The sequence below is a fragment of the Massilia psychrophila genome (assembly GCF_002760665.1).
Classification (GTDB): Bacteria; Pseudomonadota; Gammaproteobacteria; order Burkholderiales; family Burkholderiaceae_D; genus JAFCUW01.
This window is the reverse complement of sequence record NZ_PDOB01000050.1, coordinates 1-26,258: the sequence shown is the minus strand read 5'-3', so window position 1 is coordinate 26,258 and position 26,258 is coordinate 1. Positions and strand designations below refer to the sequence as shown.

26 protein-coding genes and 1 pseudogene are annotated in these 26,258 nt (G+C 60.6%); 10 read left to right on the top strand and 17 right to left on the bottom strand.

Annotation, left to right across the window (positions count from 1 at the left end):
* From CR103_RS20285 to CR103_RS20240, 10 genes are all read right to left on the bottom strand, one after another.
* On the bottom strand, positions 1–1,183 hold a 1,183-nt coding region (locus tag CR103_RS20285; RefSeq protein WP_143752687.1), incomplete at its 3' end, for a right-handed parallel beta-helix repeat-containing protein.
* Between the two features lie 1,170 nt (positions 1,184–2,353).
* The gene (locus tag CR103_RS20275) at positions 2,354–3,088 is read right to left on the bottom strand and encodes a polysaccharide deacetylase family protein (RefSeq protein WP_099917729.1); all 735 of its coding nucleotides are present in this window, start codon (positions 3,086–3,088) and stop codon (positions 2,354–2,356) included.
* A gap of 41 nt (positions 3,089–3,129) precedes the next feature.
* Positions 3,130–4,227 carry a glycosyltransferase family 4 protein gene (locus CR103_RS20270; protein WP_143752686.1) on the bottom strand — a complete coding sequence of 366 codons (1,098 nt, stop codon included), beginning with the start codon at positions 4,225–4,227 and terminating at the stop codon, positions 3,130–3,132.
* A 58-nt stretch (positions 4,228–4,285) separates the two neighbouring features.
* Positions 4,286–5,194, bottom strand: coding sequence for a glycosyltransferase family 2 protein (locus CR103_RS20265; protein ID WP_099917728.1), 909 nt, complete (start codon positions 5,192–5,194; stop codon positions 4,286–4,288).
* 107 nt (positions 5,195–5,301) lie between these two features.
* Positions 5,302–6,633: an O-antigen ligase family protein gene (locus tag CR103_RS20260; protein ID WP_099917727.1), complete on the bottom strand. Its 1,332-nt coding sequence runs from the start codon at positions 6,631–6,633 to the stop codon at positions 5,302–5,304.
* A 22-nt stretch (positions 6,634–6,655) separates the two neighbouring features.
* Positions 6,656–6,802, bottom strand: coding sequence for a hypothetical protein (locus CR103_RS22900; RefSeq protein WP_180279475.1), 147 nt, complete (start codon positions 6,800–6,802; stop codon positions 6,656–6,658).
* Between the two features lie 112 nt (positions 6,803–6,914).
* Positions 6,915–8,210 carry a glycosyltransferase gene (locus CR103_RS20255; protein ID WP_099917726.1) on the bottom strand — a complete coding sequence of 432 codons (1,296 nt, stop codon included), beginning with the start codon at positions 8,208–8,210 and terminating at the stop codon, positions 6,915–6,917.
* On the bottom strand, positions 8,207–9,403 hold the full coding sequence (locus CR103_RS20250) for a glycosyltransferase family 4 protein (protein WP_099917725.1): 1,197 nt from the start codon (positions 9,401–9,403) through the stop codon (positions 8,207–8,209). The genes CR103_RS20255 and CR103_RS20250 overlap by 4 nt, the downstream gene beginning before the upstream one ends.
* 12 nt (positions 9,404–9,415) lie before the next feature.
* Positions 9,416–10,918 carry a lipopolysaccharide biosynthesis protein gene (locus CR103_RS20245; RefSeq protein ID WP_099917724.1) on the bottom strand — a complete coding sequence of 501 codons (1,503 nt, stop codon included), beginning with the start codon at positions 10,916–10,918 and terminating at the stop codon, positions 9,416–9,418.
* 34 nt (positions 10,919–10,952) lie between these two features.
* Complete coding sequence (locus tag CR103_RS20240; protein ID WP_180279474.1) at positions 10,953–13,295, bottom strand: polysaccharide biosynthesis tyrosine autokinase; 2,343 nt, start codon at positions 13,293–13,295, stop codon at positions 10,953–10,955.
* A gap of 328 nt (positions 13,296–13,623) precedes the next feature.
* On the opposite strand from CR103_RS20240, the gene tnpA (CR103_RS24360) reads away from it, so the two are divergent.
* Genes tnpA (CR103_RS24360) through CR103_RS20220 form a run of 5 tightly spaced genes read left to right on the top strand, consistent with a single transcriptional unit; the run spans position 13,624 to position 16,525 of the window.
* Entirely contained in the window at positions 13,624–13,740 is a 117-nt protein-coding gene (gene tnpA / locus CR103_RS24360) for an IS66 family insertion sequence element accessory protein TnpA (RefSeq protein WP_441293462.1), read from the top strand.
* Between the two features lie 9 nt (positions 13,741–13,749).
* Positions 13,750–13,941 (top strand): hypothetical protein, encoded by a 192-nt coding sequence (locus CR103_RS22895; protein ID WP_099917722.1) that lies wholly within the window; start codon positions 13,750–13,752, stop codon positions 13,939–13,941.
* Complete coding sequence (gene tnpB, locus CR103_RS20230; protein ID WP_099917721.1) at positions 13,941–14,297, top strand: IS66 family insertion sequence element accessory protein TnpB; 357 nt, start codon at positions 13,941–13,943, stop codon at positions 14,295–14,297. The genes CR103_RS22895 and tnpB (CR103_RS20230) overlap by 1 nt, the downstream gene beginning before the upstream one ends.
* Positions 14,298–14,318: 21 nt before the next feature.
* Complete coding sequence (tnpC, locus tag CR103_RS20225; RefSeq protein ID WP_143752685.1) at positions 14,319–15,980, top strand: IS66 family transposase; 1,662 nt, start codon at positions 14,319–14,321, stop codon at positions 15,978–15,980.
* Positions 15,977–16,525, top strand: coding sequence for a hypothetical protein (locus CR103_RS20220; RefSeq protein WP_229443707.1), 549 nt, complete (start codon positions 15,977–15,979; stop codon positions 16,523–16,525). The genes tnpC (CR103_RS20225) and CR103_RS20220 overlap by 4 nt, the downstream gene beginning before the upstream one ends.
* Positions 16,526–16,589: 64 nt before the next feature.
* Here the strand turns inward: CR103_RS20220 and CR103_RS20215 are convergent, their stop codons facing one another.
* The 5 genes from CR103_RS20215 to CR103_RS20195 all read right to left on the bottom strand — a co-directional run bounded on the left by CR103_RS20215 (position 16,590) and on the right by CR103_RS20195 (position 20,145).
* On the bottom strand, positions 16,590–16,784 hold the full coding sequence (locus CR103_RS20215) for a hypothetical protein (protein ID WP_099917719.1): 195 nt from the start codon (positions 16,782–16,784) through the stop codon (positions 16,590–16,592).
* Between the two features lie 28 nt (positions 16,785–16,812).
* Positions 16,813–17,127: a hypothetical protein gene (locus CR103_RS20210; RefSeq protein ID WP_143752684.1), complete on the bottom strand. Its 315-nt coding sequence runs from the start codon at positions 17,125–17,127 to the stop codon at positions 16,813–16,815.
* Positions 17,128–17,234: 107 nt separating this feature from the next.
* Positions 17,235–18,080 carry a ferritin-like domain-containing protein gene (locus CR103_RS20205; protein ID WP_099917717.1) on the bottom strand — a complete coding sequence of 282 codons (846 nt, stop codon included), beginning with the start codon at positions 18,078–18,080 and terminating at the stop codon, positions 17,235–17,237.
* Positions 18,081–18,171: 91 nt separating this feature from the next.
* Positions 18,172–19,269 (bottom strand): branched-chain amino acid ABC transporter substrate-binding protein, encoded by a 1,098-nt coding sequence (locus CR103_RS20200; protein ID WP_099917716.1) that lies wholly within the window; start codon positions 19,267–19,269, stop codon positions 18,172–18,174.
* Between the two features lie 102 nt (positions 19,270–19,371).
* Positions 19,372–20,145, bottom strand: a complete 774-nt coding sequence (locus CR103_RS20195; RefSeq protein WP_099917715.1) for a hypothetical protein — start codon at positions 20,143–20,145, stop codon at positions 19,372–19,374.
* Positions 20,146–20,357: 212 nt separating this feature from the next.
* On the opposite strand from CR103_RS20195, the gene CR103_RS20190 reads away from it, so the two are divergent.
* From CR103_RS20190 to tnpC (CR103_RS20175), 5 genes and pseudogenes are all read left to right on the top strand, one after another.
* Complete coding sequence (locus tag CR103_RS20190; protein WP_099917714.1) at positions 20,358–21,329, top strand: MYG1 family protein; 972 nt, start codon at positions 20,358–20,360, stop codon at positions 21,327–21,329.
* A 269-nt stretch (positions 21,330–21,598) separates the two neighbouring features.
* Positions 21,599–21,814, top strand: a complete 216-nt coding sequence (locus CR103_RS22260; protein WP_143752683.1) for a hypothetical protein — start codon at positions 21,599–21,601, stop codon at positions 21,812–21,814.
* A gap of 50 nt (positions 21,815–21,864) precedes the next feature.
* Complete coding sequence (gene tnpA / locus CR103_RS20185) at positions 21,865–22,239, top strand: IS66-like element accessory protein TnpA (RefSeq protein ID WP_229443705.1); 375 nt, start codon at positions 21,865–21,867, stop codon at positions 22,237–22,239.
* Positions 22,236–22,583: an IS66 family insertion sequence element accessory protein TnpB gene (tnpB, locus tag CR103_RS20180; RefSeq protein ID WP_099917712.1), complete on the top strand. Its 348-nt coding sequence runs from the start codon at positions 22,236–22,238 to the stop codon at positions 22,581–22,583. The genes tnpA (CR103_RS20185) and tnpB (CR103_RS20180) overlap by 4 nt, the downstream gene beginning before the upstream one ends.
* A 29-nt stretch (positions 22,584–22,612) precedes the next feature.
* A pseudogene (gene tnpC, locus CR103_RS20175) lies at positions 22,613–24,178 on the top strand (IS66 family transposase).
* Positions 24,179–24,227: 49 nt separating this feature from the next.
* Here tnpC (CR103_RS20175) and CR103_RS20170 read toward each other — a convergent pair.
* Complete coding sequence (locus CR103_RS20170; RefSeq protein WP_099917711.1) at positions 24,228–25,550, bottom strand: PQQ-dependent sugar dehydrogenase; 1,323 nt, start codon at positions 25,548–25,550, stop codon at positions 24,228–24,230.
* Positions 25,547–25,975: a DUF2231 domain-containing protein gene (locus tag CR103_RS20165; RefSeq protein ID WP_099917710.1), complete on the bottom strand. Its 429-nt coding sequence runs from the start codon at positions 25,973–25,975 to the stop codon at positions 25,547–25,549. The genes CR103_RS20170 and CR103_RS20165 overlap by 4 nt, the downstream gene beginning before the upstream one ends.
* Positions 25,976–26,258: the final 283 nt, after the last annotated feature.

Here is a 26,258-nt window from a genome sequence, read left to right as displayed (position 1 = left end):
TGTAGATACCGCCGCAGTCGTGCAGTCGGACGCAAGCGCCGTCGACCACGCTGTTCTTCACGGAAGTGTTGCGGTTATGCAGCACGCTAATGCCGTGGTAGCCCGAATTGGTGACCCGCACATTGTCGATGGTGTTGGTGCCGCCGTCGCCGAACATGATGCCCGCATCGGTCGTCGACGGCATGCCGCTCATACCGGTGTTGCTGACGGTCGAGTTGGTGATCACAGCGCCGTTGACCGAGTACCAGCCGTCGATACCGTTGCGGCGCGAATTCGAGACGTTGCTCAGGTTCACTTGCAAACCCTTGCTGCCGCTGGCCCAGATACCGTCCCGGGCACTGTTGGTGATATCGGTATTCAACACTTTCAGGTTGGTCGAGCTGTTCGCGCTGACGCCGTCGGTGGCCGAGAAAATCCTGACGCCATCGATCGTGATGCCGCTCGAATTGTCGGCATTGACGCCGTTGCCGTTGGCCGAGGCCCATACCTTTCCTTCAGGATTCGAGCCGTCGGGCGACCACATGTGAATGCGGCCGTTCGACACTGCCCATTCGCCGGGTGAATCGAGCATCCACAGCTTGCCTTCGACGTAGAACGGCTTGCCCGCGCTGACGCTGTTACCGGTCAACACTTGCGATCGGATGACTGATTGGTTATCCAGGAATACGTGGTTGGCGCCGGCCAGGTCACTGCTCGGCATGCCGCTGGTGCTGGTTGCCCAAGGCTGATTTGGCCAGTGCGCGGCGGGGACGAAAGTGCTGCCGACGGCAACTTGCACGGGAGCGAAGCTGATCGGTGCCGAGTAGATGTTGCCTGCACCCTTGACCCAACCGGTGACGGCGCGGCCTGGCGAAATGCCTGCCTTGCCGCACGTGCCGACGGTCTTGACCGTCACGTTGGTCTTGCCGTTGAGCTCGAGCGTACCCTGGTAGGTCGTGCCGCACTGCAGGCTGACGGTGGCGCCGCTGGCGACGTTGGTCGGAGTCGGCAGAACCGTGCCGATCGGCGGCGTGGTTGGCGGCGGCGTGGTTGGCGGCGGCGTGGTTGGCGGCGGCGTCGTGGTGCTTGAAATATCGCACGATTTACGAACGCCTGCCGCTGGATCGCCCCATGTTGTGTTGGCACATGGGATCGAGCCGGTAACTGTTTTGTAGAAATAGGAACCATTGGCGCCGTAACGCACTTGCTTGGTTCCGCTTACTATACAGGTTGCGCCTTCCCAAGCGCACTGAGCCCAGGACGTCCCGGTTGGCGGCGGCGTGGTAGGCGGCGGCGTGGTGGTTGTAACGGTTGCAACATCACACGATTTACGAGCGCCTGTCGCTGGATCGCCCCACGTCGTGTTGGCACACGGGATCGAGCCGGTAACTGACTTGTAGAGATAAGAACCGTTGGCGCCGTAACGTACTTGCCTGGTACCGCTGACCGTGCAGGTCCCGCCTTCCCAGGCGCACTGGGTCCATGTGGTCGTGGTAACTGCTGCGGCAAACTGTGGCGCGCGTTCACCAGGGGTGCCTGCACCCGCCGCGGCGGTGGCGTTGGCGGCAGTGGCGGTGGATGATTGCCCCATGACGGCGGCGGTTTGATTACTACCGGCGGCGCTTGGCGCTGCGCCTGGATTGGTGTCGCCCGTGGCTGGAGTGCCACCACCACATGAAATGAGAGAGCCTATCAGGCCAGCGCCAATAAGAACGCGGGTTACAAGCTGGTTGGCCGAATATGACTGTATGTGTCGTTGCATGAATGATCCTGGTAAATATCAGTATTGAACTGGTGGACTGGGCTAATTAGCCCGAAAGAAGACTTCAGCGCGACAAACCGCGGCGATGGTCAACTCCGACAAAAAGCAAGACCTCTGGCTGAACAAAGTTTGTCCCTCATCAAAGGCAGCACTGATTCAGACAGGCTCATGAATAAAAAGTTTCCCAAAAGATGTAGATTTCGCGAAATATTTTTCCCTGTAGAAAAAAATGCATTGAAACTTTGCAAGTTAGTGATGAGATTGACAATTATTTCTTGCGGTTTCGCGCCTAATGGGCGCGTGGCGAGTGCCCGCGCGACAGTTGGCGTTACAGCCAAGCGCGGAGGATCAGAGAGGGAACGTTAAGAACAACGACGAGCAGGTTAGCGAGGAGAAAGACAAGAACGGCAAAGCCACAGAGGGAATAGACAACGAGGGGAGGAATAATCAGGAGAGGGATAACGACGAGCAGAACAACTGCGCGCTGGCCGCGCCGCCAGCGACGGTTTTCCGGTCGCGCTTGCGGTCGGGCCCTCGCGGGCACGCATATACATCAGGAATAAGACAGGCCCGGCCGGCTGCCAGGATGGCCCGGCAGAGTTCGGCCCCCGTTTAGGCAACGAAATATTTCAACGCTAGCTGCTCATTCGTCAGACGGTTTGGCGCGGTCACACGCTGGGCCACGTGCGCGAAGAAACGATCGAGTTCATCCCAGGCATCGAGGCGGTCGATCTCGTATGCGTGAGTCCACATATGAAAGGTGCCGTCATGCCCGCACGCGTGATCGAACAGCGCGTACATCCGTTCGATCCAGTTGCCGTGTTCGACTGCCAGGCGCAGGCCGGCGAGTCGTGTTCCCCATCGTCCGGCCTGGGCAAAATTACGCCAGTACACGCTTTGCGCATGCGGGTAGAACTGGATTGTGGTGGGCAATTCAAAACGGCTGTGGCCGGCGTCAAAACACAGGTTCGTGGTCGTTCTTGCATAGGTAAAACCGGCATCTTGCACCAGCGCCAGGTCGGAGCGCCGGTATTTGCCGCCGGGGTAACAGAAGCCGGCTACATTATGGCCCAGCAGATCTTCGAGACGCATCTTGCCCTCGCTTATCTGGCGCTTGGCTTCCGTTTTGCCGACCGTGCCAAGGTAGCAATGGTCGAGGGTATGCGAGCCGATTTCGACATGGCGGCCGACCCCTCGCAGCTCGTTCTTCGACATCGTCGGAAGTCCCTCCTTGTTGCGAATGGGGACATAAAAAGTGCCTCTCAGATCATGCTTGCCGAGCAATTCGGCCACTTTCATATCCGACGGGTGCCCGTCATCCGATGAGAAGGTAAAGACTGCGCCCATGCTTTTGCTTTCTACATTAATAGTCAGGCGCCAGCTTCGTATCAGGTCGCAACCGCAAAGCGGCAGGCGTTGACGATTCCCGCTGATGCTGCGTCAAAGGTAAAGTTGTTGACCAACACACGACTGCGCTGGGAAAACGTGTTGTACAAATCCGCGTCGCTTAGCAGCAAGCTGGCCCGTTCGGCCCACAGATGGGCATCGAGTTCGGAGATAAAACCATTCTGGCCGTCGACGACCAGTTCTCCGCAAACTCCCGCGTAGGGGGACACCAGCACGGGCAGGCCGGCCGCGCACGCTTCGTTCGCGACCACCCCCCAGGGATCCCACCGCGTAGGAAAAATGAACAGCCGCGCCGATCGGTACAAGGACGGCAGTTCATGCTGAAGGGCGAAGCCATTGAATGTTGCTTCCAGCAAGTCAGGATGCTTTGCCGCCGCCATCCGCACTTCGTTCTCCAGGCTGCCGGAGCCGACGAACAGCATGCTGACCTTGCGGCCAAGTTTTTTTGCCACCAGGAGTGCCACGTCGAGCGCGAAGAAGGGATTTTTCACCGTTTCGATGCGCCCGCAAAAAATCAAGTCGAACGGCCGCGGCGCTTGTTCGTGCAGTGGGGAATAATCGGCATTCTCGACGCACAGGCAGGCCTGGAAGCAGTGGCTATCCGGTACGCCATAGCTTTCGTACATTTTTTTTCCACCATGGCTGGCGGAGATGAAGGCCCTCGTCCTGGCATAGACGACACGACGTACCATGCGGTGGGCGGCAGACAAGGTTTTTTCGGAATCGAGGGTGCCGTCCGTCATCGCGACATGCGCCACCTTCTTGATCAAGGCATAGGCAAATGCATACAGGTGGGTCGGATTGAAGCCGTCGGTGACGATCACATCCGGCGCGAGTCGCTTCAGGGCCTTGATTACGTCAATATTATTGTGGATGTAGCGGTCGTTGATGGTGGTGATACGCTCGCGCAGAAAGGTGCGTTCGAAATGTATCGGCGGCAGGTTCCACGCGTGGTTCGGTTCACGTTCGCAGCAGAAAATGACATGCAAGCTGATGCCGGACGCCGCGGCCATCCGGTTCAACGCAGGGATTCTGTAGGGCGCAGGCTCATTGGTCACAATAGCGATTTTCTTCGTCATCTCGATGCTCATCCAGTCGAAGTTGCAGGTTCGCGTTTCGGGAGCGGCTCGTGGCAAGTCATGGCAAGTTCGGGGCGTGCTTTTTGAACCGGCATGAGGTCACCAGAATTTTCAGATATGGCCAACTCCAGTAGAGCGGCCACAACACCCCGGCATGGCGCCGGCACAGTATCTTCCAGGGCCGCCACGGCAGGCCTTTCGGCGACAGAATTTTCTTGAAGCGCATCGCGACCGGTAACGAGCGGTCGCCGAAGCTGCTGGCAACGCTGCCGTCGTTGACGCAACGGCCCGCGTAACCTGGCATGACCCACATCGGGATACCGGCTTTCCGGGCGCGCAAGCCGTAATCGGTGTCGCCCATGGCATGAACAAAGCCCGGATCGAGGTTGCCGAGCACGTCGGCGGCCTGCCGGGATATCAACACGCAGTTGCCATTGAACGTGTCGCACTGCTGGACTGCTTCCTGCGGCTCGATTGTTGCCAGTGTCAGCGGGCGCAGCCGGCTGCGTTGTCGCTCGCCTCCATAGCTGGTCCGGCCGGTTTCGTCGTGGGTCGATCCCACCACAATGCCAGCCTTGCCGCTGTTGCGCATCGACAGCGCATGGGTATCGAGCATTTGCCGCAGCGTGCGCGGGTACAGGAACGTGTCATCGTTCAGCCACAGGAAAAAATCATATTCCCCTTGAAACGCATCGGCCCAGGCAAGCCGCATTCCGCCGTTCCAGAACAGTGATCCATCGCCCTCGATCAACCGGATTGCGTCGTATTTTCCGGCAAGGGCGTCGGCGGTGCCGTCATGGCTGCCGTCATCGGTTATAAAAAAATCGAGTGTCACATCGTCAAAGGCGGTCTGTGCCAATACGGCATCGATACACGCGACCGTCTTTTGCCGGCGATTGAAGCAAGTGAGGATCACCGCGATCGCAGGCCGCGCATCAATGCCGGCACGCTCAGTGGCTTGCATCATGGGACTCGCATTTCATGGGTATCGGTTCCCGTCAATGAAGGTACGGGGGCAATCCGCACGGTGATTCGAGTCAAACGGGACTGCGCCTTCGATGAAATCGCAACACATCAGCTCTTCCTGAACCGGCGCGCCATGACCGGCTTCGACGAGACGACCGTGTCGTGCTTGCAGATCCCGAGGTAGCTGATCGCAATACCGATCAGTATTCCGGAAGCATAGGTGGCAAAATAAGGAATGAAATAGGCAAAGCACGCGCCAAACACGCCAACCAGGCACGGCGCCCAGTATTTGCGGCCGCTTCTCGCCTCTTTCACCGCGGCTGTCCAAAGCTGGTAGAACAGCGCCAGCGTGCAGCTCAGTGCAATCAGGCCACCGCGGTACAGGATATGCACGAAATGATTATGCGGCACCATGTCAATCACAGACTGGCCATCCTCGCTTTCCTGCGGGTTGAACCCGCTTCCATACGGCTTGCCCACCAGGTAGGTCAGCACGTCTTTCGAGCTGCCCCAATTGGCCAGCAGCGCCTGCCAATTGTCCACCCTCGCCACCATGGTCCCCTCTTTGGTACTGATGGCACTGCCAGCGGCGCCCTTGATGGATGAGACGACGCCATCGCCTTCGTCGGGAATGGCGAACATGACCGCCACCGGCAGCATCAGCAGGCCGATCGCCAACCCGGCGCGTAGCGATCCCTGCTGTTTCTGCCGCGTCCACAGCACGCATATCGCGCCGACGAACAGGCTGACCCATACCGACCGATGCTGGAGTACCACCACTACGAGCAGAAAGACGGGCAGCAGGATACGTTGCAACAGCGGCAGCCGACCGCTCAACATGCGAAACAGCAAGATCAGGAAGCCGACGGCGATTACCAGCGACGAGGTCGAGCTCAGCACGCGGAAACGAATACCCGTGGTGTCGAATCCCATGATTTCTTCCGCATAGACTGGATCGATGGCGGAGTAGATCCAGCGAAACATTGCGAGCATGCATAGCATCGATGCGCAAGCGGTCCAGCCATTGAGCACGCGCTTGACCATCGGTTCGGTCCATTGGGCCGAGCAAAAATAGCATACCGATACCCACAGATAAAAATGGATGCGGTAATCGACGCCAGCGCTGGAGCCGAACGTGCGATTGCCCCAGACGAACAGCAACAACTGGACAGCGCCGATCACCCACCATGTGAGCGGCACCGTCTTCACACTGGCAAACAGCGACAGCCTGATCAAACACGCCAAGGCGAGAATGGCAAACAGCATGTCTTCGGGATAAATCGATATACCGTAATTGATGGACAGCGGAAGGTGCGATGCTTCGAGCACGATCAAGCCGAAGGCGAGGTAGGCGGCATGCACCGGCCTGGCCGCGAGCCATCCCGCAATCGCTGCGAGTACGCTGAAGACGGCGATGACGCTTACAAAGGAAATGAACATGGTGGCTGGCACAAGATGGCTTCTACGGTTTCAGCAAAACATAGGCGACTGCGTCCGGGAGGATCTTGTGTGCGATCTCTTCTTCGAAAAAATAATTGCCCCACGGTGCTTTGCCGCAAAGCGCCAGTTCTGTGCGCGGGCGTGTCTTGGCAACGTTGAAGCGGCTCATTGAAGTTTCCTATCACGCATGGTCATGTGCAAAGCTTGCTCGTCATGATCCGGCCCGCAAAGCACCACCGGATTGAGATTCCTCAACGCATTACCGATTCGACCCGGCAAGCCTATTCTGACGGGGTCCTTTGCTTCAGGCTGGAAACCGGCCGCGCGAGCGCCCTTGTCCTTGCCGCTTCGTACACATCCAGGTAGGCCGGCACTACGCTACTGGCCGACCAGAGCGCCTCAGCTTTTTCGCGCGCGGCCTGTCCCAGCGTGGCGTTGATGATTTTGTCGCCGATGACCCACGCAATGCCGCGGGCCAGGTCGTCGGTCTGGTACGGTTCGGCCAAATATCCCGTGACGCGATGGTCGACGATTTCCGGAAGGCCGGTGCAATTAAATGCCACCACCGGGCAACCGCACGCATGGGCTTCGGTGCCCGCTTGCGGCAGGTTATCCAGCCGCGACGGGATCACCATGACGTCGGCGGCGCCATACAGCAGTGCCAGCGTCGGATCGTCGCTGATATGCCCCATCCACTGGATCGGAAACGGGATGTTGGGGGGCTTTTGCGGTTCTTTCTGGCCAAACACGACACACTCGATATCGAGGTGGCTGTCGGCCAATGATTTCATGGCGTCGAGCAGCAGGTCATAGCCCTTGATCAGGTTGCCGCCCCCACCAATTGCGCCAAACAGCACAATTTTTTTGTCGCTTGGCAAATTCAGCACATGGCGGCAGTACTGCCGGTCGAGCGGCTTGAACATGTCGGTATCGAGCACATTGGGAATCACCGTCACCGGCCAGTCGTGCATGAGCGCACTGTGGCGGACACAATCGGCCAACCAGCGGCTCGGGGTGACGATGTGCATCGGGCTTGTCCATGCGCGCCGCTTGCGGCTCCAGGTATGCCGGTCGATGTCCGGTCCGGAAGAATTGGCCGGCCGGTTGCCGCGATCGTAGCCTGTCCGCCATCGCGCGTCGGCGCCGCAGCCGGTGTAGTGCTCGGCCCCGCAAAACGCCCACATGTCGTGCAGCGTCCACACCACCGGTTTTAAGATATTGCCGACGTCCTGGATCGACATCGACTCGCCGCCGAGCCAGTGCAGGTTGACAACATCGGCGGCGCCGGCGTTGATGGCCGCGGCCAGATTAGACGGCAAGATGTTGGCAGAATGCATATTGGCATTGCCGTTTTTCTGCAGCCTCATCAGGTAACCGCCAAAGCGCGAACGCACCATGCTCAGCACCTTCGCATAGGTTTTCGATGTCGCGTTCACTGTCCAGTCGCCGCTCATCCTGGAACGCACCGTCATCGCGGCCTTGATGTCGGCCGCCCGCAGCCCGCGGTACAGGCGGTATGCCGCCCGGCTGGCGCCGCCGCCGCCGTCGGAATGACTGAGTATGTTGATGCGTGTCATGGCGTGGCCTCCGCAACGGCAACCTGAGCAGTGCCTTGCCGCTGATTCAGGATCGTCGCCAGCCACTGGTCTGCCAGCAGGTCGCTGTGAAATTTTTCCCGGTAGCGCGCAAGCGCGGCCTGCGACAAGCGATGGTAGGCGTCGGCGTCGGTCAGCGCCTCGATGAGCATGGCGCAAGCGGCGTCGATGTCGTCCAACGGCCAGAAATATCCCTCCACGCCATGGCTGAAGATCTCGGTGACGCCACCGACCGCCGGCGCCAGTATCGGCCGGCCCATCGCCAGCGCTTCGATCAGCGTGATCGGCATGTTTTCCATCAGCGCGGCATGCACCAGCAGCCGGTACTGCGGGATCAGTCGCGCCGCATTCTTCTGCAATCCGGCAAATGTGACCTGATCCTGCAGGCCCAACTGCGCGGTCAGCGCCACCAGCTTCGCGCGGTCGGGGCCGTCGCCGACAATTGTCAGCGTATACAAGAAGCCGCGCGACCTGGCGCGTGCGAGTACGTGCAGCAAGAACGCCTGATTCTTTCTCGCTTCCAGCGTGCCGATGGCGATCAGGTCGCCAACTTCGGCTAGGCGATCGCAGGGTAGGGCTGAGCGGCCGATAAAATTCGGGATGACCGATTGCGGCACGCTGCCGACGGCCGCCATGCGCGCCCCTATTTCGCGCTTCATGAACGCGGACACAAAGATGATGTGATCGACCAGCGGCAGCGATTCCTTTTCGGCCGACACGATGAAGCGCCACAAGGGACCGTCTGTCCTGGCTTCTCCTTTCAGTCGAAGTTCGTCGGCCATCGACACGTTATAGTGGATCACCGTGACGACGCGGCAGCGGCGATGCCGGTTGGCCTTCAAGGCAATACACGCGCTGACGGGATCCTGGGCATACAGGGTTGCCGTGCCGTTGCACTCGACGTCCGGCGCCAGTACCGCGTCCAGCTTTGCCGCAATAATCTGGCTGTTAAGCCTCAGCGACAGCACTTCGGCGCGCTCCTTGTCGACCAGGCGAACGAACCGGATCAACAGCCGGGCCAGCTTTGCCCAGAGCCGCTGCGACGGGTAGGCCGACACCAGCACGCCATCGATGCCCCTGGCCCGCGCTTCTTCGATCAGTTGATTGAAATGCGTCTCGACGCCGGTCGGGCCTTTGCCATCGAGCGAGCTGATAACGATGAGTTGATTTTTCAAGCTGGCCTCGCCTCATATTTTAAGCAGTTTTCGCACGCTGCCGGACAATCTGGCTGTTTCCACCAGCGTGCCGAGGTACGATTTCAGGAATTGGCCGCCGAACAGCCGGACCAGACCCAGCAGGACAACGGCCGCCACCGCAGTCACCGCGGCTAGCCGCGCCGGCGGCGGCAGGAACGCCAGATAGCGGTCGGTCAGCGCCGCCGCGATGCTGGCGCAGCCGCCGAACAGGACCGGCGTGCGGAACGTCGCCGCATACTCGCCGACCGTGGCCCCGGTAAGGCGCAAGGTGACAATTGCCAGCAGGATCCACCTTGCGACGTAGGTGGCCAGTACCGCCCACGCCACAGCGACCATCGAATACTGAATTGCAAGCAGCAGCGCGGGAATGAACAACAGCACGGTATAGATCTGGTTGCGCAGTTCGAGGCCGACCCTGTTGCCAGCCATCAGGATCGGGCCTTTGATCGCCAGCAGCGCGTTCGCCAGCACAGCCAGCGCCAATGGCGTGACGACTGGCACCGAAGCGCCCCACTTCGGCCCGTACAGCGCCAGTACCAGTGTTTCCGGCACCATCGCGGCGGTGAGGAAAATGGGAAAGCAGATCACCGCGACGGCCGCGTTGGTTTCAAGATAAATGCGCCTGACTGCTGCGGTGTCGCACTGGGTGCGCGCACAGGCGGCAAACAGCACGCCCTGGAAGCCGGTGGTGATAATGCTCATAGGCATGTTCACCAGGTTCAGGGCGCGGTTGTACAAGCCCAGGTCGACGATGCCAAACGCCCGGCCGATAAACACCACATCGAGATTGCTGATGCTCCAGCTGCTCAGGTTGGCGGCCGTCACCTTGAGCCCGAAACGAACGATATCCGGGTCGCCGGAGGTGAAGCAGAGGCCCATCGGGACAGCGCTGGCCCGGATCAGCAGCAGGGAATTGAGCAAGGTCTGGATCGACTGGGCCGCGACCAGGCTCCACACTCCCATGCCGAGGAAAGCTGCCGGGATGCCGACAAGCAGGTAACCAGCAAGATAGGAAACAATCGTGATCTGCTGCAGCGTCTTGAAGTTCAATGCCCGGCGCAGCATCGCCGCCGCGGTCTGGCCGAGCGACTGGAATATAAACACGAAGAACATCGCCTTGATGACCGGCGCTGCCTCCGGTTTGTGGAAGAAAGCCGCAATCGACTCGGCCGACAACACGCCCGCCAGTGTCAGGATGAACGAAAAAACCATCTGGCAGGTGAAGATAAAGCGCAAGTCCGACGTCGACAGGCTGGCGCGCTGAACCAGAGCCGCGCCAAACCCGAGGTCGGCGAACAGGTTGCCGACGCCGAGGATGATCCAGGCAACGGCGACAATACCGAACGGCTCGGGTCCGAGCAAACGCGCCAGCAATATGCCGATGACGAACTGGGAAAGGCTGCGCGTGAAGTTGCCGATATAGTTCCACTTCAGCGCCAGCCAGCCGAGCACCGGCTTCCTGACGCGCGCCGCTTCTTCCTCGCCATTGATCATCAAATCCCTTCCGGTTGGGGGCGCCGACCAGCCGTCACGCGCAATCGATCTGCCGCGTCTCGCTGGGCTTGTATTGATATTCGGGCGTGCCGCGGCGCACCTTCAAATCATTGAACAGGATGCCCTCGGGTGCGATGCCAGCCTGGTTCAGCCGCTTGATCGATTCGTTGATTTCGTCTTCGCTTGTCGTTCCCGCGCGTGCCAGCAGGAATACTGCACCGGCATGCGCGCCAATGATCAGCGCGTCGGCCACGCCGAGCACGCGCGGCGCGTCGATGATCACGAGATCGTACTCTCGGCTCATCAATTCGAGCAAGACGCCGAAATTCGCATTGGTGAGAAATTCGGACGGATTGCGCGGCCATTTACCGGTGGGGATGAAGTCGAGGTTTTTCATCACTTCGCGGCGAATGATTTTGTCGACGGAAATAGCGCCGCTGACCGCTTCATGTAAGCCAGGGGCCGGTTCGCTCCCAAAATAACGGTGCAGGTCGCCATCACGTAAGTCCGCGTCAATTAGCAACACCCGCTTTCCGCTGGCGGCGATGACGGTGGCGCCATTGGCCGAGATGAACGATTTGCCCAGGCGCGCGGTGGGTCCGGTAATCATCACGATATTGTTGCGGAAATACGGCATCGAATATTGGAGGGCCGCCCTGAAACCGCGCAACGCTTCAATCGCCGGATCCTCTGGCGCGACGCGCGCGAGCATCGGGATCTGCCGGGCACCGCGCGCCGATTGTTTGATCAGTTGCTGCTGATAACTGCTGTGCGGAATGGTGACCTGAACCACCCTCGCGCCGAGCATTTTCTCGATTTCCTTAGGCCCGTCGATACCGGTTGCGGCTGCCCGCTTGACGAAGGCGGCAACCATGCCCAGGAACAAGCCGAGCATCACCGCTACCGAAATGATCAGGGAACGATTCGGTTTGATCGGCGCCTCGGGAAACGTCGGGGCGTCGACCAGGCGAACGTTGCTGGTCTTGCTGGCGGCCAGGATCCGCAACTGCTGCGCGGTGTTCGACAACGAGGCGTACAGGTCGCTTTTGACCTTGATGTCGCGCGCAAGTCTGGTGTCGTCCTGCTCGATCGCCGGAATTGCTTTGATCAGCTTGCCTTCCTTGCTCGCTTCCTGCTCCATATCCTTCAACTGGTTGTCGATGCCCACCAAAATCGGATGCCTTTCTCCATACTTGGCGAGCAGGTCCGCTTTCCTTTGCTGCAGTTCGGCGCGCCGCGTCCTGGCGGCGGCGGATTGTTCGACGCCGACCCTGGCTTCGGCCACCAGGTCCACCGTTCCATTACGGTTTCGGAATTGACTGTACTCACGCTCGGATTGATCCAGTTGCGCCTTCAGGGGGAGTAGCTGCATGTCGAGAAATGCCAGCGATTTTTCCGCATCTTCCCGCTTGCGCGCCAGCGTCTGGCGCAGGTATTCGCGCGCTATTTCCTCCAGTGTGGCTTGAACCAGTTCCGGGTTCTCGCCCTGCAGCCTGACCTCGACGATGCCCGACTGCTTGCCCTGTTCAGTGATACGCAACGCATTCTGGATGCCGGCGATCCGGGTTTGTTTCGACAGCCGTCTGAGCAAGAACTGCGCGCCCGGCTTCGCATCGATGCGCTCGACCATCACCTCGATCTCGCCATTGGCCAGTTTGACGCGCAGCGGGATACCGACCTTGCCGTCCCAAGCCGTGCGGCTTTGCGGGTCGCGGATGCGGTAGCCATTGTCCGCTTTCGCCGTGACGACGAAATCACGGTTTGGCGCGGCGCCGGAGACGTTGAAGGTGGAAACGTCCATTTTTTCGCGTCCCCAAACATAGCCACCGAAACCGAACAACCCCGGCTGGGATAACTCGCCTGGGCGGGCGTCGGCAATCGCCGCACCGATCAAAGGAAAATATTTGGGCTGGACGTCGATATGGAGCCGCAGCGTGTCGAGTACCGGCGCAATTACCCGCCGCGAACGGAGTAGTTCCATTTCGGAGACCGTCGCTTTCCTGGTCTCGAACAGTGCCGACGCTTCGCTCAGGATGTTTCTGCCCGCATTCGGACTGGTTTCCTCGACCAGCAGCGTCATGTTCGCTTCATACACCGACCTGGTGCCCAACGCATACAGGGTCCCGGCGATGCCGACCACAAAGGCCACCGCGGCAATCAGCCAGAGGTTGTCGAAAATGACGTGAAAATAGGTTTTCAATTCACCTGTGTTGGCATCTTTTGCCATATCGGGCGCCTGCCGTTCGATATGCTCGTTCAACATGGCATCTCTTCGCATGATGTTGGAGTTGAAAGGCTTGTCGGTATTAGGAGTCATATCGTTGGAATAAAGACAGAATAGATACGGTGAATTGGAGAAAGCGTTCGCTCTACGCAAAAAGCTCAGTGCGGGAAGGTATTCCCGAGGCGGCGCCGGTTGGTGCCGATCCGCGCAGCGGTCTTCGCCGCACTGTGAGAACGAGGGTAAATTACCAAGCCAGAAAGCAGTTTGTTGCGTATCAAGAAATACCGGTCAACAAATCACGCCTGCCAGCGCATTGACCAGCCCGATCAGGCCGGCGGCACACCGCACAGGCGTAAAAAAGCCCCTGACTGGAGGGGCATTTGACAAACCTGTTGTTGTGTAAGCGATCCATGAACCCCAGACTTGTCGGCTGATCGGAATGTCCGCATCCTTGCACTTCGATTTGAACTCGGAGCTAGCAATGGAAAACACAATGGAATTTTGGGCGACGCATGTCGCGGCGGTGCAGCGGGAAGGCGTTTCGGCAAGCGGCTACGCAAAGCGGCATGACATATCTCTGGCGTCGCTGTATTACTGACGCCGAAAATTGAAGACTTCTTCCGAAATTGGCGCTGTCGCGCCAACTGGCAGGTTCGTCGCGTTGCGGATGGCGAACGCCGAGCCATCGGTTTGCGCTTGTACCCTGGTGCTGGCATCGGGCCTGCGCCTGGAATTGCCGGCGTTGCCGGCGCCGGCCTGGCTGGCCGCGCTGGAACAAGCGCGCTGTGGAGTGCGCTGATGCATCCGGGCTGTCGCGTCGAGCACGTCTTTCTTTGCCGCGATCCGGTCGATTTCAGGAAGTCGATCGGCGGCCTGTCCGTGCTGGTCGAGCAGGAACTGGGGCTCGACCCGTTCGGCAGTGCGCTGTATGTGTTCGTCAATCGCGATCGCAACAAGATCAAGGTCTTGTACTGGCACCGAAACGGTTTTTGCCTGTGGCTCAAGCGCCTGGAGGCGGAGAAATTCGCCTGGCCGCGCGAGGTGGAAGGGGCCACGCAAACGGTCACCGTGCAGCAATTCGAATGGCTGCTGGAAGGCGTCGATTTATGGCGAAATTCACCGCATAAAACATTGCATTTCGATTCAGTTTCATAGGGAAATTTGGTAAAATACGACATGCCTTTCGCTGTCGTCAAACCGTCCATTTTGCCCCCGCGCTACCAGCTCCCCGAGCTCGTCTTGCCACCTGTTCTGCCGGCCGATGTAGCCTCGTTGACCGCGTTGCTGCACGCTGTCATCGCATCGCACAACGACGTCAAGACGCAAGCGCTGAACCACATGCAGCACATGCTCGAACAGTTCATCCTGGCGCGCCACCGATTGTTCGGTGCCAGCTCCGAACAATCAACAACCCAGGGCCGGCTGTTCGACGAAGCCGAGGTACTGGCAGCGGGCAGCACCGGGGCGCAGGACAGCGCGCCGCTGCCGCCGGAGTCGGAGCGCGGCAAAGACAAGCCGGCGGACAAACCGGCACGCGGCAAGCGCGCCCCGTTGCCCCCGGAGTTAAAACGCGTCGATGTTGTCCATGACGTGCCTGCCGCCGAGCGCACCTGCCCGTGCGGCGCGCCGATGGTGGAGATCGGCCAGGACGTCAGCGAACAGCTCGACATCGTCCCGATGCAAGTGCGCGTGCTGCGCCATATCCGCAAGCGCTACGGTTGCCCTGGTAGCACGCATGCACCGGTGACGGCGCCGCTGCCGGCGCAGCCTCTGCCCAAGAGTAACGCCAGCGCCGACTTCCTGGCCATGCTGCTGATCGCCAAATTCATCGACGGCTTGCCGCTGGCGCGCTTCGAGTACGTGCTTGGTCGCCACGGCGTCGCCGTGCCGCGCCAGACGCTGGCGCGCTGGGTGATCGGCGCGGCCCGTCTGCTGCAGCCACTGCACAACCTGATGCGCGACGCCCTGCTCGACGGTTCCTTCATCCACATCGACGAAACGGTGGTGCAGGTGCTCAAGGAGCCGGGAAAGAAGCCCACTTCGAACAGCTACATGTGGGTGCAAACGGGTGGCCCGCCTGGCAAGCAGGTGGTGCTGTTCGACTACGATCCGAGCCGCAGCGCTCAGGTGCCGGTGCGCCTGCTGAGCGACTATCGCGGCTATCTGATGACCGATGGCTATGATGGCTACAACGCGCTTGCACGCACCAATGGCATCGAGCACCTGGCATGCTGGGCCCACGTTCGCCGGCGCTTCGTCGATGCCGTCAAAGTGCAGCCCGAGGGCCGCCGCGGCTTGGCCGATGAGGCCGTTGCCTTGATCGGCAGGCTGTACGGCATCGAGCGCGAATACAAGGGTGCCAGCGACACGGTGCGCCTGCAGGCACGCCAGGAGCACAGCCTGCCGGCGCTGACTGCCCTGCGGGCGTGGCTGGACAAGACGCTGCCGGGAGTGACTCCAAAAAGCGCGCTTGGCACGGCACTGTCGTACATGCGCGATTACTGGAGCCGCCTGACGCGCTACACGGAACGCGGGGATCTGCCGATCGACAATAACCGTTGCGAGAATGCGATTCGCCCGTTCGTGGTCGGTCGCAAGGCGTGGCTGTTCAGCGACACGACGGCGGGCGCAAACGCCAGCGCCGTTATCTACTCGTTGCTGGAAACGGCCAAGGCCAACGGACTGGAGCCGTACGCTTGGCTGCGGCAGGTGCTGCGCGATTTGCCTGCGGCAAAAACCGTCGATGATATCGAAGCGCTGTTGCCGTGGAACCTGACGCTGGCCGACCTGACCGATGAGAATGCGACCGATTCCACCCAGCCGATGGGGCAGGCTTGATGGGACGGATCTCATGTGAGGCACTGTGCCGTGCCATCGAAAAAACACGCACGCTGGACAGGGCCCAGAAGGAGACGCTTGCCGACGAGTTGTTCCACGACCAACCGCATATGTTCGGTTCCTTCCTGGTCCAGCACCGGCTTGGCGTGTCACCGGAAAAAATGGAGTTCTTGTTAGAGCTTCTGTTCGTCTGCTTCCTGGCAATGAGGGAGTCCGGCCTGGCATGGCCAATGATCACCGAAGACGAACAGGACAGGCAGATGGCGCGATACGTCGGCACCGTCAAATTTGGCGAGGACTTAACAGCGCCGCTGCGTGAGTTAGCCATGCAAAAATATATCGAGGCTCACCCAGAGCAGCAGTTGCTGGCGTATGTAACTGTGGAGACCGCAAACTGGCTTAAACGCATCGTTGCCGAGGAAACCGACACGCACGTCATGATGAGCGCAATGAACTTCGTGAACTGTATTGCGTTCGTGCCAATGCCGATCTCAACGCCAAGCACCTGCCGGAAACAAGGCGCCGCCCAGCGGGGCCGAAAATAGGCAGTTGGACCTGCTGGGGTTCATGGAGCGCTTACGTTGTTGTGTCAATCCGACACCGGTTTATTCAGGCGCCGAACTTGATGACGGCGCTCGATCCCTTGGGATTGTCTTCCGGGTACAGCGTGACTGCGATCCGATCGCCGACGGTGAGCACGCCGAAATTGCCCCGCGCCCCGCCGACATGCGCGAAGCCGCCACCGAGTCCGGGCCGCACCGCTCCCGAGGACGTCACTTCGGCCACGTGGTGGCTATGTTTCATCGGCAGTGCATTCTTGTGAATGTCGCCACTAAAGCACGATGATATGCCCTGCCGGCAGTCCCAGCAGCCACGCATAGTCGACGTATTTGTCCCAGCTTTCTTCCGAGCCCGTCATCACGCTGCCGGAACAAATCACCACCAGGCCATCCCACGCGCTGTCATGATCGTCCCACACCATCGCCAGCTGAACTGCGCCCGCCAACAGGTCGCGAAACGACTTCACCGACCACTGCAGCTTGTAGCGTTCGTGCATCGTCGTGGCAAACGTCTCGTCGGCAAGCTTGCGCGGCCAACCGACCGGCCGGTCGCTAACGAGCAGCGCGATACCATAATCCATATACATGGTGTCGCCGAGCAGCACCAGTACATCGGGCGCCAGTTTGCGGATCCGACCCCAGACGGCCTAGCTGGGATCGTCGATCGCGTCGATGCACGAGGTGAAGGCGAGTTTCATGAGGTCCTTCCTTGCCGCTCCCGCCCTGATGCCGCCTGGGCCGATTGCAAATGCGCCAACTCCGGTTCGGTAAATCCCGCCAGCCGGCGCGCGTCGAGGTTGAACGGCCCCTTCAGTACCGGCGCTTCGTAACGCGCCGCCAGCGCGTCGTAGGTAGCGCGCGGCTCGAACCCGCGCAGTTGGCACAAATAGCCATACCAGCGGTTACCGATCTCGACATGCCCGATCTCGTCGTTCAGGATGCGGTCGAGGATGGCCGCCGCCGCCAAGTCGCCTGCCTGCGCGAGCTTGGCGCGCAAGGGCGGGATGGCGTCGAGGCCGCGCGCTTCCAGGGTGCGCGGCACCAGCGCCATCCGGGCCACGACGTCGCCGCGGGTTTTCTCGACCATTTCCCACAAGCTGTCGTGGCCGGGGAAATCCCCATATTGGTAACCGAGCAGCCGCAGATGCGCCGCCAGCATCGCAAAATGCTCGGCCTCTTCCTTCGACACGCGCAGCCAGTCGGCGTAGTACTCAGGCGGCATGTCGGGGAAGCGCCACAGCGCGTCGAGGGCCAGGTTGAGGGCATTGAACTCGATGTGGGCCAGGGCGTGCACCAGCATCGCCCGCCCTTCCACCGTCACCATCGAACGGCGCCCGACCAGGCGCGGCGGTACGAGATCAGGGCGCGCCGGGCGGCCGGGAATGGTCCCCGCCACCCGCAGCGCCGCGCTGCTGTCGAGCTCCCATCCGCCGGCGATAAAACCTGCCGCCATGGCGGCAACCTGGGCCAGCTTGGCGCCCGGATCCGTTTCAAGCAAGCATTGCAGCGCATTTGCGCGCAGCTCAGGCGGTCGCGCCATCGTAGACCCTGTGCAAAGAAAAGACGCAGTGTACCAAATTCATCGATCAGCGCCGCCGCGCCGGCGCCCGTTCCTGGTCCCTACGTGGTCCCTACCTGGTCACCGCCAGCATGCTGCGGTGGCCTCCCTTGAACGTGTACAGCGTCAGCGTGCCGTCGCGGATGTCGCCGTACTGGTCGAAGGCGATCGGGCCGGTGACGCCTTTGTAGTGCGTCTTTGCAACCGCCGGCAAGTACTTCGCCGGCGCTGTCGAGCCCGCCCTAACCATCGCATCGGCCAGCACCATCACAGCATCGTACGCGTACGGCGCATTGATCTGGACGTCGATGCCGAAGCGCTTCCTGTAGGCTGCCCGGAAGTCGTCGAGCGCCGCTTTGCCGGAACTGTCCACCCCGCCTGCTTCGGCGCACACCACTTGGCCGTCGGCCATTGCGCCACCCGACAGTTTGTCGATCTCATCGGAACAGATGCCGTCGCCGCCCATCATGCGTGTTTGCATCCCGAGCTGCTTCATCTGGCGCAGCATCGGCCCGGCGACGGCGTTCATGCCGCCATAGAAAACCAGGTCCGGTTGGGTCCCCTTGATTTTCGTCAGGATTGCATTGAAGTCGGTTGCCTTGTCGTTCGTGAACTCGCGCGCAGCGACGCTGCCGCCCTGCTGCTGCAGCTCTTTGGCGAATTCGGCAGCGAGGCCCTGGCCGTAAGCGGTACGGTCGTCGATCACGGCGACGCGGCGCGCCGCCATCGCCTTCACCGCGTAGCGGGCCAGTGCGCGGCCCAGTTGGGTGTCGTTCGCCACCACGCGAAACGTCGTGTTGAAGCCTTGCCGGGTGTACTTCGGGCTGGTGCTCGAGTGCGAAATCTGCGGGATGCCGGCGGTAAAATAAATGTTCGAAGCGGGAATGGTGGTGCCCGACGTTTGATGACCCACCACGCCGTTGACCCTGGCGTCAACCAGCTTTTGCGCGACCGTCGTGGCCTGGTGCGGTTCGCCGGCGTCGTCTTCCGCCGCCAGTTCGAAGCGCACTTTCTTGCCGGCGATGACGACAGCGCGCGCATTGAGCGCATCGATCGCCAGGCGCGCGCCATTTTCGGTGTCTTTGCCAAAATAAGCCACCGGCCCGGTGACCGCCGCGACGTGGCCGATTTTCACCACCTCCTGTGCTGATGCCAGGCTGGCCAAAGACATTGCAACGACAGCTCCAACGGCACATCCACGTGAAACTGATGCCTGCTTATCCATAATTCTTTTAAAAATAATAATAATCCTGGTCCCGCAAGGTGCCGGTGCCTATCGATCGATCAGGTGCCTGAAAGTCGGCTCGATTCGCTTCGCATGGAGGAATCGTACGATGTCCTCGAGGGTGGCGTCCTTGAGCAACAGGCCATCTGTCGCGGCACGCTGCAACGCCGGCACGCCGGGCTCACGCGCAACGCTAAGCAGCGTGCCGGCAAACGGCGCCGTGTCGGGCGACTGCCGCAGCATGGCAAGGGCGTGCTTGAACTGCGCCTCGCCGATGCTCTGCACCCCTTCCAGGAACGCGGCCTGGCCGGCCAGCGGCGGCGCCATCTCGAGCCCGGACTCGTCGGCAAAAGCGGCGCCCATGCCGGGATGGATGAAGGCGGCCCACTTGCCGGTGGACAGGTTCAGGCAGGGCGGCAGCTCGACCGGGGCGCTGGCGGCGTCGGCACCCAGTTCCATGTCTGGGAAGTATGCCTGGCGCAGTAGCTCGAGGAAGGTTTGCGCCTGCGCTATCGGTATCGGGGTTGCCAAAGACAGCCAAAGACCGTAACCGTCGGCGCCCGAGATGCTGACGGCCGGCGCCGGCAAGCCGAGCTCGGCCTGCAGGCCGTTCGCCGTCGCGCACAACCGCGCCCAGTGCTGGGCCGGCTCGCCATGTGGCATTCGCCGAAAGGCGATCACCATCGCCCGTACCAGACCATCGGCACTCGCCAGATCGACGGCAAGCGTGGTTTCCCCCAGCGCGTGCCGGGTCAGCACTTGCGGCGAGACGGCGTCCGCCGGCAGGTAAAGCCTTGTCAATTCCCAAATCAATTTTTGCATGTGCTTCCTCGAAAGTGCATGCGCCATTTTACACAATGGTCAATGCCGGGCAAGCCGGCGCATTCGCAGTATCGCGTCCGCCACGCGCTTACAGCGAGGCCTGGCCTCGCACTGGTCAAAACCAGTATCATCTCGAAAGGTAGACAGCAGCGCCGCATTGGCGCGGCTGCAGGAATTGACGTCCCGCCCTGGCGTTATGGATTGGAGTAATCATGGTCATTGTGACCCACAGCGGCAAATTTCACGCAGATGATGCGTGGGCGGTAGCGGTATTGAACATTTTGTTTCCCGAGTGCGAGCTGATCCGCACGCGCGATCCGGCCGTCATCGAGGCCGCCGACTTCGCCATCGATGTCGGCGGCCTTTGGGACCCGGCAAACGGGCGCTTCGACCATCACCAGAAAGGCTTCGATGGCGCCAGGCCCTGCGGTGTGCCCTACGCCAGCGCCGGCCTGGTATGGAAGGAATACGGCGCACGCTGTGTCGCCGCCCTGGCCGCCGTCCATAGCGGGCACGCGCTGACAGAAGAAAGCGCCCGCAGCTTCGCCTTCGCCATCGATGCCGACATCGTGCAATACCTCGATCTGTCCGACGTCGGCGCCGCCAAAAACGCGCCGGGAGGATATGGACTGTCGGCCGTCGTTTCCGGCTTCAATCCGAACTGGCTCGACGAGCAAAGGTTGGGCTACGGGGAACAAGCCGATGCATACCGGCTCGCGCAATTTCGCAACGCCATGGCCTTGCTAACCGACGTCATGATCAACGCGGTCAAGTATCGCGTCGGTGCAATGCTCGCCCTCGAACAAGTGCGGCAATCCGAACTGATCGAGGACGGCAAGGTGCTGGTGCTGAACAACAGCGCGCTGCCGTGGACAGCCGTCGTCCGCAAGGAGATGCCGACGGTGCTGTTCGTCATCAGCCACAGCCTTGCCGAGCAACGTTACATGATCCATACCGTCCCGGTCAGCGCGGAAAGTTTCAAAGCCAGGGCCGACCTTCCGCTGGCGTGGGCCGGCCTGCGCGACGCCGACCTTGCGGCCGTTACCGGCGTGGCCGATGCCGGCTTCTGTCACAACGGCAGGTTTATCGCCGCCGCCAAGTCGTTCGAGGGAATCCGCACGATGGCGATGCAGGCCCTGCAGGAGCTTGAGCAAGAGCAGCCAGGCCAGCTGCCGCCGCAATAACTCCACCGCTAGCCTGCAGCCACCAGGCGCCAGCCACAGCAGCAAGCCCAGCGGGCCGGCCAAGTTCCAGCCCCAGCCCCTTTCGCTACGCCCGTTTCGTGCCTGTCCGCTTGCGTGCCCGCAATTGATGAATATCTGACAACTTCTGACTGTTCATCAATTTCCTACGATAAATTGAATGCGCGACATGGGTTCTGGGGTGAATAACGTTCCGGGAAACCTCCCGGAACCCTCTTCCGCGGTTCACTACCAAAAAGGAGACGTTCACCATGCACGCCCTGCCTTCCGCGTCGATAGCCAGGTTGCTATCCTCGTTCGCTATCGCTTCTTCCACCTTGCTCCTGGCCCAGAGCGCAACTGCTTATCCGGGCGGCGGCGGTGCCTTCAACGGCAAGGGATTCGATACCTGCGCCGCACCGTCGTCGTCGCAAATGCAGGCTTGGTGGAGCAACAGTAAGCGTGACGGCAGCACCGTCTGGACATAAATAATGCTAGAGCCCAGAGTAGATCCCACCATTTTTTGACGGGAACTACTTTGGACACAGACATCAAACGGGGCACACGCAAGGGTCGCCCGAACTATACGATTGACTTCAAACGCAGGCTTGCCATGGCGGCATGCGAGCCCGCCATCTCAGTTTCCAAGCTGGCACTGGCACATCAAGTCAATGCCAACATGGTGTTCAAATGGCGCCGCCAGTACCGGGCGGGGCTATTCGGCGCCGAACCGGCATTCCTGCCGGTGGCACTGGTGACGGCAACGAAGCCGGCTTCCCCTGCAGCGCCGTCGCCGCAGGTTGTGGCCTGCGAGGGCAGCATCGAAATCCGCATCGCCGACGCCGTCGTGCGTGTGCATGGTGCTGTCGACGCCAAGATGCTGCGCATCGTCCTTCAAAGCCTGCGTTCATGATGGGCCTGCCGGCGGGCACGCGCATCTGGATTGCAGCCGGCTTCACCGACATGCGCTCGGGGTTCAATGGCCTGGCCGCCAAGGTGGAGAGCGCGCTGTTAGATGACCCGTTCAGCGGCAACGTCTTTGTCTTTCGCGGCCGGCGCGGCAACGTCGTCAAGCTGCTCTGGTCCAGCGGCGACGGCCTGTGCCTGTTCGCCAAGCGTCTCGAACGGGGCCACTTCGTCTGGCCCCAAGCCGAGGACGGCAAAGTGCATCTGACTCAGGCCCAGTTGTCGATGCTGCTCGAAGGGATCGACTGGAAGCAACCCAAACGCACCTGGCCGCCGATGTCGCTGTTGTAAACTCGGCCACATGCGCGTAAACTGCGCGCATGCCTGTTTCCGACTCCCTTCTTGATGACGTCAACGCCCTCAAAGCGCTGCTACTGCAGCGCGACGGCGAGATGGCGCAGCTGCGCAATACCGTCTCGACGCTGGAGCAGGCACTGAGCGTGCGTGGCCTGGAAATCGAGCAGCTCAAGCTGCAACTGGCCAAACTCAAGCGCATGCAGTTCGGACGCAAGTCCGAGAAAATCGACCGCAAGATCGAGCAGCTCGAAACGCGCCTGGAAGACCTGGTGGCAGAGGAAGGCGCCAATGAATAGCAGGCGCCGCCGAGCTCACCGCGGCGCAAATCGGAACGCCAACCATTGCCGGAACACCTTCCACGCGAAAAGCGCGTTCTTGAACCCGGCGAGGCAGCCTGTTGCAAATGTGGCGGCGAACTCAAACCGCTTGGCGAGGATGTCTCGGAGCAGCTTGAAATCATCGACAGCGCCTTCAAAGTGATTCGCCATATCCGGCGCAAGAAAGCCTGTGCATGCTGCGACCATATCGCGCAGGCGGCAGCGCCAAGCCGGCCGATCGAACGCGGCATTGCCGGCCCTGGCCTGTTGGCACAGATTCTGGTGGCCAAGTTCGCCGATCACCAGCCGTTGTACCGGCAATCGGCGATCTAAGCCCGGCATGGCGTGGAGCTGGACCGTTCGACAATGGCGCGCTGGGTCGGCGCCTGTGGCGCCCTGATGCGCCCGCTGGTCGACGCGCTGCAAGCGTACGTCCTCGCGCCGGGCAAGATTCATTCGGACGATACACCCATGCCGGTGCTCTCGCCCGGCAATGGTCAAACCAAGACCGGACGCATGTGGGTGTACGTGCGCGCCGACCGTCGTTCCGGTTCAACGGCAGCGCCGGCGGCATGGTTCGCCTACACGCCGAACCGCCAAGGCCTGCATCCGCAAACGCACCTGGCCAATTTCGACGGCGTGCTCCAGGCTGACGCTTACGCCGGCTACGATAAAATTTACGCCGGCGGCCGCGTGAAAAAGGCCGCATGCATGGCCCACGCGCGCCGCAAGATCCATGAGTTGCACGTACGCAAGGCGACCATTACGACCACTGAAGCGCTGCGCCGGATCGGCGAGCTGTATGGCATCGAGGAGCAGATCCGCGGTGCGCCGCCAGATCAACGCCGACGCATCCGGCAGGAACAAGCGCGTCCCTTGCTCGACGACTTCGAGCAATGGCTTCGCACCCGCTTGCTCACGCTGTCGACGCAGTCCGACACCACCAAGGCGATCAACTACATGCTCAACCAGTGGCAGGCCTTGGTTCATTACTGCGATGATGGCCGCGTCGAGATCGACAACAACCTCGCCGAGAATGCGCTGCGCGGTGTCGCATTGGGGCGCAAGAACTACATGTTCCTCGGCGCCGACAGCGGCGGCGATCGTGCCGCGACCATGTACTCGCTGATCGTCACCGCCAAGCTCAACGGCATTGATCCGCAGGCCTACCTGCGCTATGTCCTGACGCACATCGCTGACTACCCGATCACGCGCGTCGCTGAACTGCTACCGTGGAACGCTGCGCGTCACTTGCCGCAGTTGGCAGCATAAAACGCTGTGCAATTGCCTGAGAATGTCAACGACGGTACTGACGCCACGCTTACGGTACTTCAGCGGGAGTCACGCGCCAAATGGTGTTTGCGAGATCATCGGCAACGATAAGTGCGCCGCGTGGATCTACAGTTACGCCGACTGGTCGGCCGCGGACCTTGCCATCCGCACCTAAAAAGCCTGTTACAAAGTCCACTGGTGGCCCGTCAGGACGGCCGTCGCGAAAGGGGACGAACACTACTTTGTAGCCGACAGGACTGTCGCGATTCCAACTGCCGTGCTCGCCAATGAACACACCTTCTGCGAATTTGGCACCCATCGCAGAATCCGAGAAGTCAAGCCCGAGCGCGGCTACGTGCGACCCCAAAGCGTAATTCGGCTTGATTGCCGAAGCGACCTTCTGTGGATCCTGGGGCCGCACACGTTCATCGATATGCTGGCCCCAATAGCTGTAGGGCCAGCCATAGAATGCACCTTCCTGAACAGCCGTCAGATAGTCAGGCACGAGGTTCGGTCCGATCTCGTCGCGCTCGTTCACCACCACCCACAATTGACCAGATCCTGGCTGGATGGCGAGCGCAGTGGGGTTACGTAAACCGGTAGCGTAATTCCGGCGCGCACCCGTTTCGGCATTCACTTCCCAGATCATCGCACGGTCGATTTCGGCCGTCATGCCGCGCTCAGTAATGTTGCTGTTGGAGCCAATGCCAACGTAGAGGAAGCGTCCATCCGGACTCGCGGCCAGCGCTTTGGTCCAGTGGTGATTGATTATCGACGGTAAATCGGTAACCTTGACCGGTGGTTCACTTGCCCGAGTATCGCCCTCACGATAATTGAAGCGTACCAGTGCGTCTTGGTTAGCTACGTAGAGCTTGGCGTCGACCAGTGCGAGTCCGTAGGGCGCATTGAGGTTATCGGCAAAGACTGTGCGTGTTTCGTATACGCCGTCGCCATCGGCATCTCGCAGTAGGGTCAACCGGTTGCCACTCTCTACGGGGGAAGTTCCTTTTGACTTGATGTATCCGGCGATCAGATTCTTTGGCTTCATCGGCGACGCATTACCGCCTTTTCCTTCGGCGACAAGAATGTCACCATTGGGAAGGACCAAGGTCTGGCGCGGAATCTTGAGATTGGTAGCGATGGCCGAGATGGTGTAGCCTTGGGGAACAGTCGGCTGTTGGTTCCCCCACGGTATCGGTTCTGCAATTTTCATGGAAGGCAGTAGCCCGCGTTCCGGCTCGGGAAGGGTCGGCTCGGGGCCATACTGATCCAGGTTTGCGTCGCTTTTACCACACGCGCTCAGCAATGCTGCAAGGGCGACCGATGCCAACAGGCGTCGGCAGGGGCGTGGGTTTAAGGATAACCGTGTCATCTCCCACCCCCTACGCCAAACTTGGCGAAGCCTACCCAAGTTGACGCGCAGGCTAGCAGGACAACAATCACGGAAAGAATAAGGCTCATTGGCATGGCTGCCCAAGCATCCTTTGCATGAGTGAGCGAATTGAGGAAGCCCACAACCCATGTCGCGAACAGGAGGAGCGTGTAAAGGAGAAAATGCCCGCCGCGCCGGTCGGCGCGGACCAGATTAATGATGGCCCATAGCAACGCAAGGCTACTAAAGATAAGGCCACCGGCGATCAGCCAGGAAGCGAAATCGCTCCACTGTATCTGGTAGCTCGATGAGTATGCCAAGTCGCTCAGCAAGCCTCCTAAAAAGAGTGGGGCAGTACCTCCAAGTACCGCCCCATGAATCGGGTGAAGTCCCCGCCTACATGTACGAACGTCGCTGGCAGTCACAGCGTTTCTCCTTATGCAGATAGGTGAAGCACTCAAGGTAAAAATTATGCAACGTAAGCATTCTGCACAATTGCTACACAGTGTGACGTCGTCATTGAACTAAAGTTCCACGATGCTTAGCTTGCCGTTCGGGAATCGAGCGCTGATACCGGCCAGCGGTAGTTGTCAACAAAGATGTCGCGTCAATCAAGCAGCTTTCTCTAATACTTCTGGCTGATTCCGTTCTGGATTCAGCCAGACCTGGTCCTGCAGTTCCCAGTCCCGGGTCCGTCCCGCCCAGCGC

What these genes read in the sequence shown, in the direction of transcription:
- CR103_RS20275 (WP_099917729.1), bottom strand. Translation starts at nt 3,088, where the DNA reads ATGGGCGCAGTCTTTACCTTCTCATCGGATGACGGGCACCCGTCGGAT.
- CR103_RS20270 (WP_143752686.1), bottom strand. Translation starts at nt 4,227, where the DNA reads ATGACGAAGAAAATCGCTATTGTGACCAATGAGCCTGCGCCCTACAGA.
- CR103_RS20265 (WP_099917728.1), bottom strand. Translation starts at nt 5,194, where the DNA reads ATGATGCAAGCCACTGAGCGTGCCGGCATTGATGCGCGGCCTGCGATC.
- CR103_RS20260 (WP_099917727.1), bottom strand. Translation starts at nt 6,633, where the DNA reads ATGTTCATTTCCTTTGTAAGCGTCATCGCCGTCTTCAGCGTACTCGCA.
- CR103_RS22900 (WP_180279475.1), bottom strand. Translation starts at nt 6,802, where the DNA reads ATGAGCCGCTTCAACGTTGCCAAGACACGCCCGCGCACAGAACTGGCG.
- CR103_RS20255 (WP_099917726.1), bottom strand. Translation starts at nt 8,210, where the DNA reads ATGACACGCATCAACATACTCAGTCATTCCGACGGCGGCGGCGGCGCC.
- CR103_RS20245 (WP_099917724.1), bottom strand. Translation starts at nt 10,918, where the DNA reads ATGATCAATGGCGAGGAAGAAGCGGCGCGCGTCAGGAAGCCGGTGCTC.
- tnpA (WP_441293462.1), top strand. Translation starts at nt 13,624, where the DNA reads ATGGAAAACACAATGGAATTTTGGGCGACGCATGTCGCGGCGGTGCAG.
- tnpB (WP_099917721.1), top strand. Translation starts at nt 13,941, where the DNA reads ATGCATCCGGGCTGTCGCGTCGAGCACGTCTTTCTTTGCCGCGATCCG.
- tnpC (WP_143752685.1), top strand. Translation starts at nt 14,319, where the DNA reads ATGCCTTTCGCTGTCGTCAAACCGTCCATTTTGCCCCCGCGCTACCAG.
- CR103_RS20215 (WP_099917719.1), bottom strand. Translation starts at nt 16,784, where the DNA reads ATGAAACATAGCCACCACGTGGCCGAAGTGACGTCCTCGGGAGCGGTG.
- CR103_RS20210 (WP_143752684.1), bottom strand. Translation starts at nt 17,127, where the DNA reads ATGTATATGGATTATGGTATCGCGCTGCTCGTTAGCGACCGGCCGGTC.
- CR103_RS20205 (WP_099917717.1), bottom strand. Translation starts at nt 18,080, where the DNA reads ATGGCGCGACCGCCTGAGCTGCGCGCAAATGCGCTGCAATGCTTGCTT.
- CR103_RS20200 (WP_099917716.1), bottom strand. Translation starts at nt 19,269, where the DNA reads ATGTCTTTGGCCAGCCTGGCATCAGCACAGGAGGTGGTGAAAATCGGC.
- CR103_RS20195 (WP_099917715.1), bottom strand. Translation starts at nt 20,145, where the DNA reads ATGCAAAAATTGATTTGGGAATTGACAAGGCTTTACCTGCCGGCGGAC.
- CR103_RS20190 (WP_099917714.1), top strand. Translation starts at nt 20,358, where the DNA reads ATGGTCATTGTGACCCACAGCGGCAAATTTCACGCAGATGATGCGTGG.
- CR103_RS22260 (WP_143752683.1), top strand. Translation starts at nt 21,599, where the DNA reads ATGCACGCCCTGCCTTCCGCGTCGATAGCCAGGTTGCTATCCTCGTTC.
- tnpB (WP_099917712.1), top strand. Translation starts at nt 22,236, where the DNA reads ATGATGGGCCTGCCGGCGGGCACGCGCATCTGGATTGCAGCCGGCTTC.
- CR103_RS20170 (WP_099917711.1), bottom strand. Translation starts at nt 25,550, where the DNA reads ATGACACGGTTATCCTTAAACCCACGCCCCTGCCGACGCCTGTTGGCA.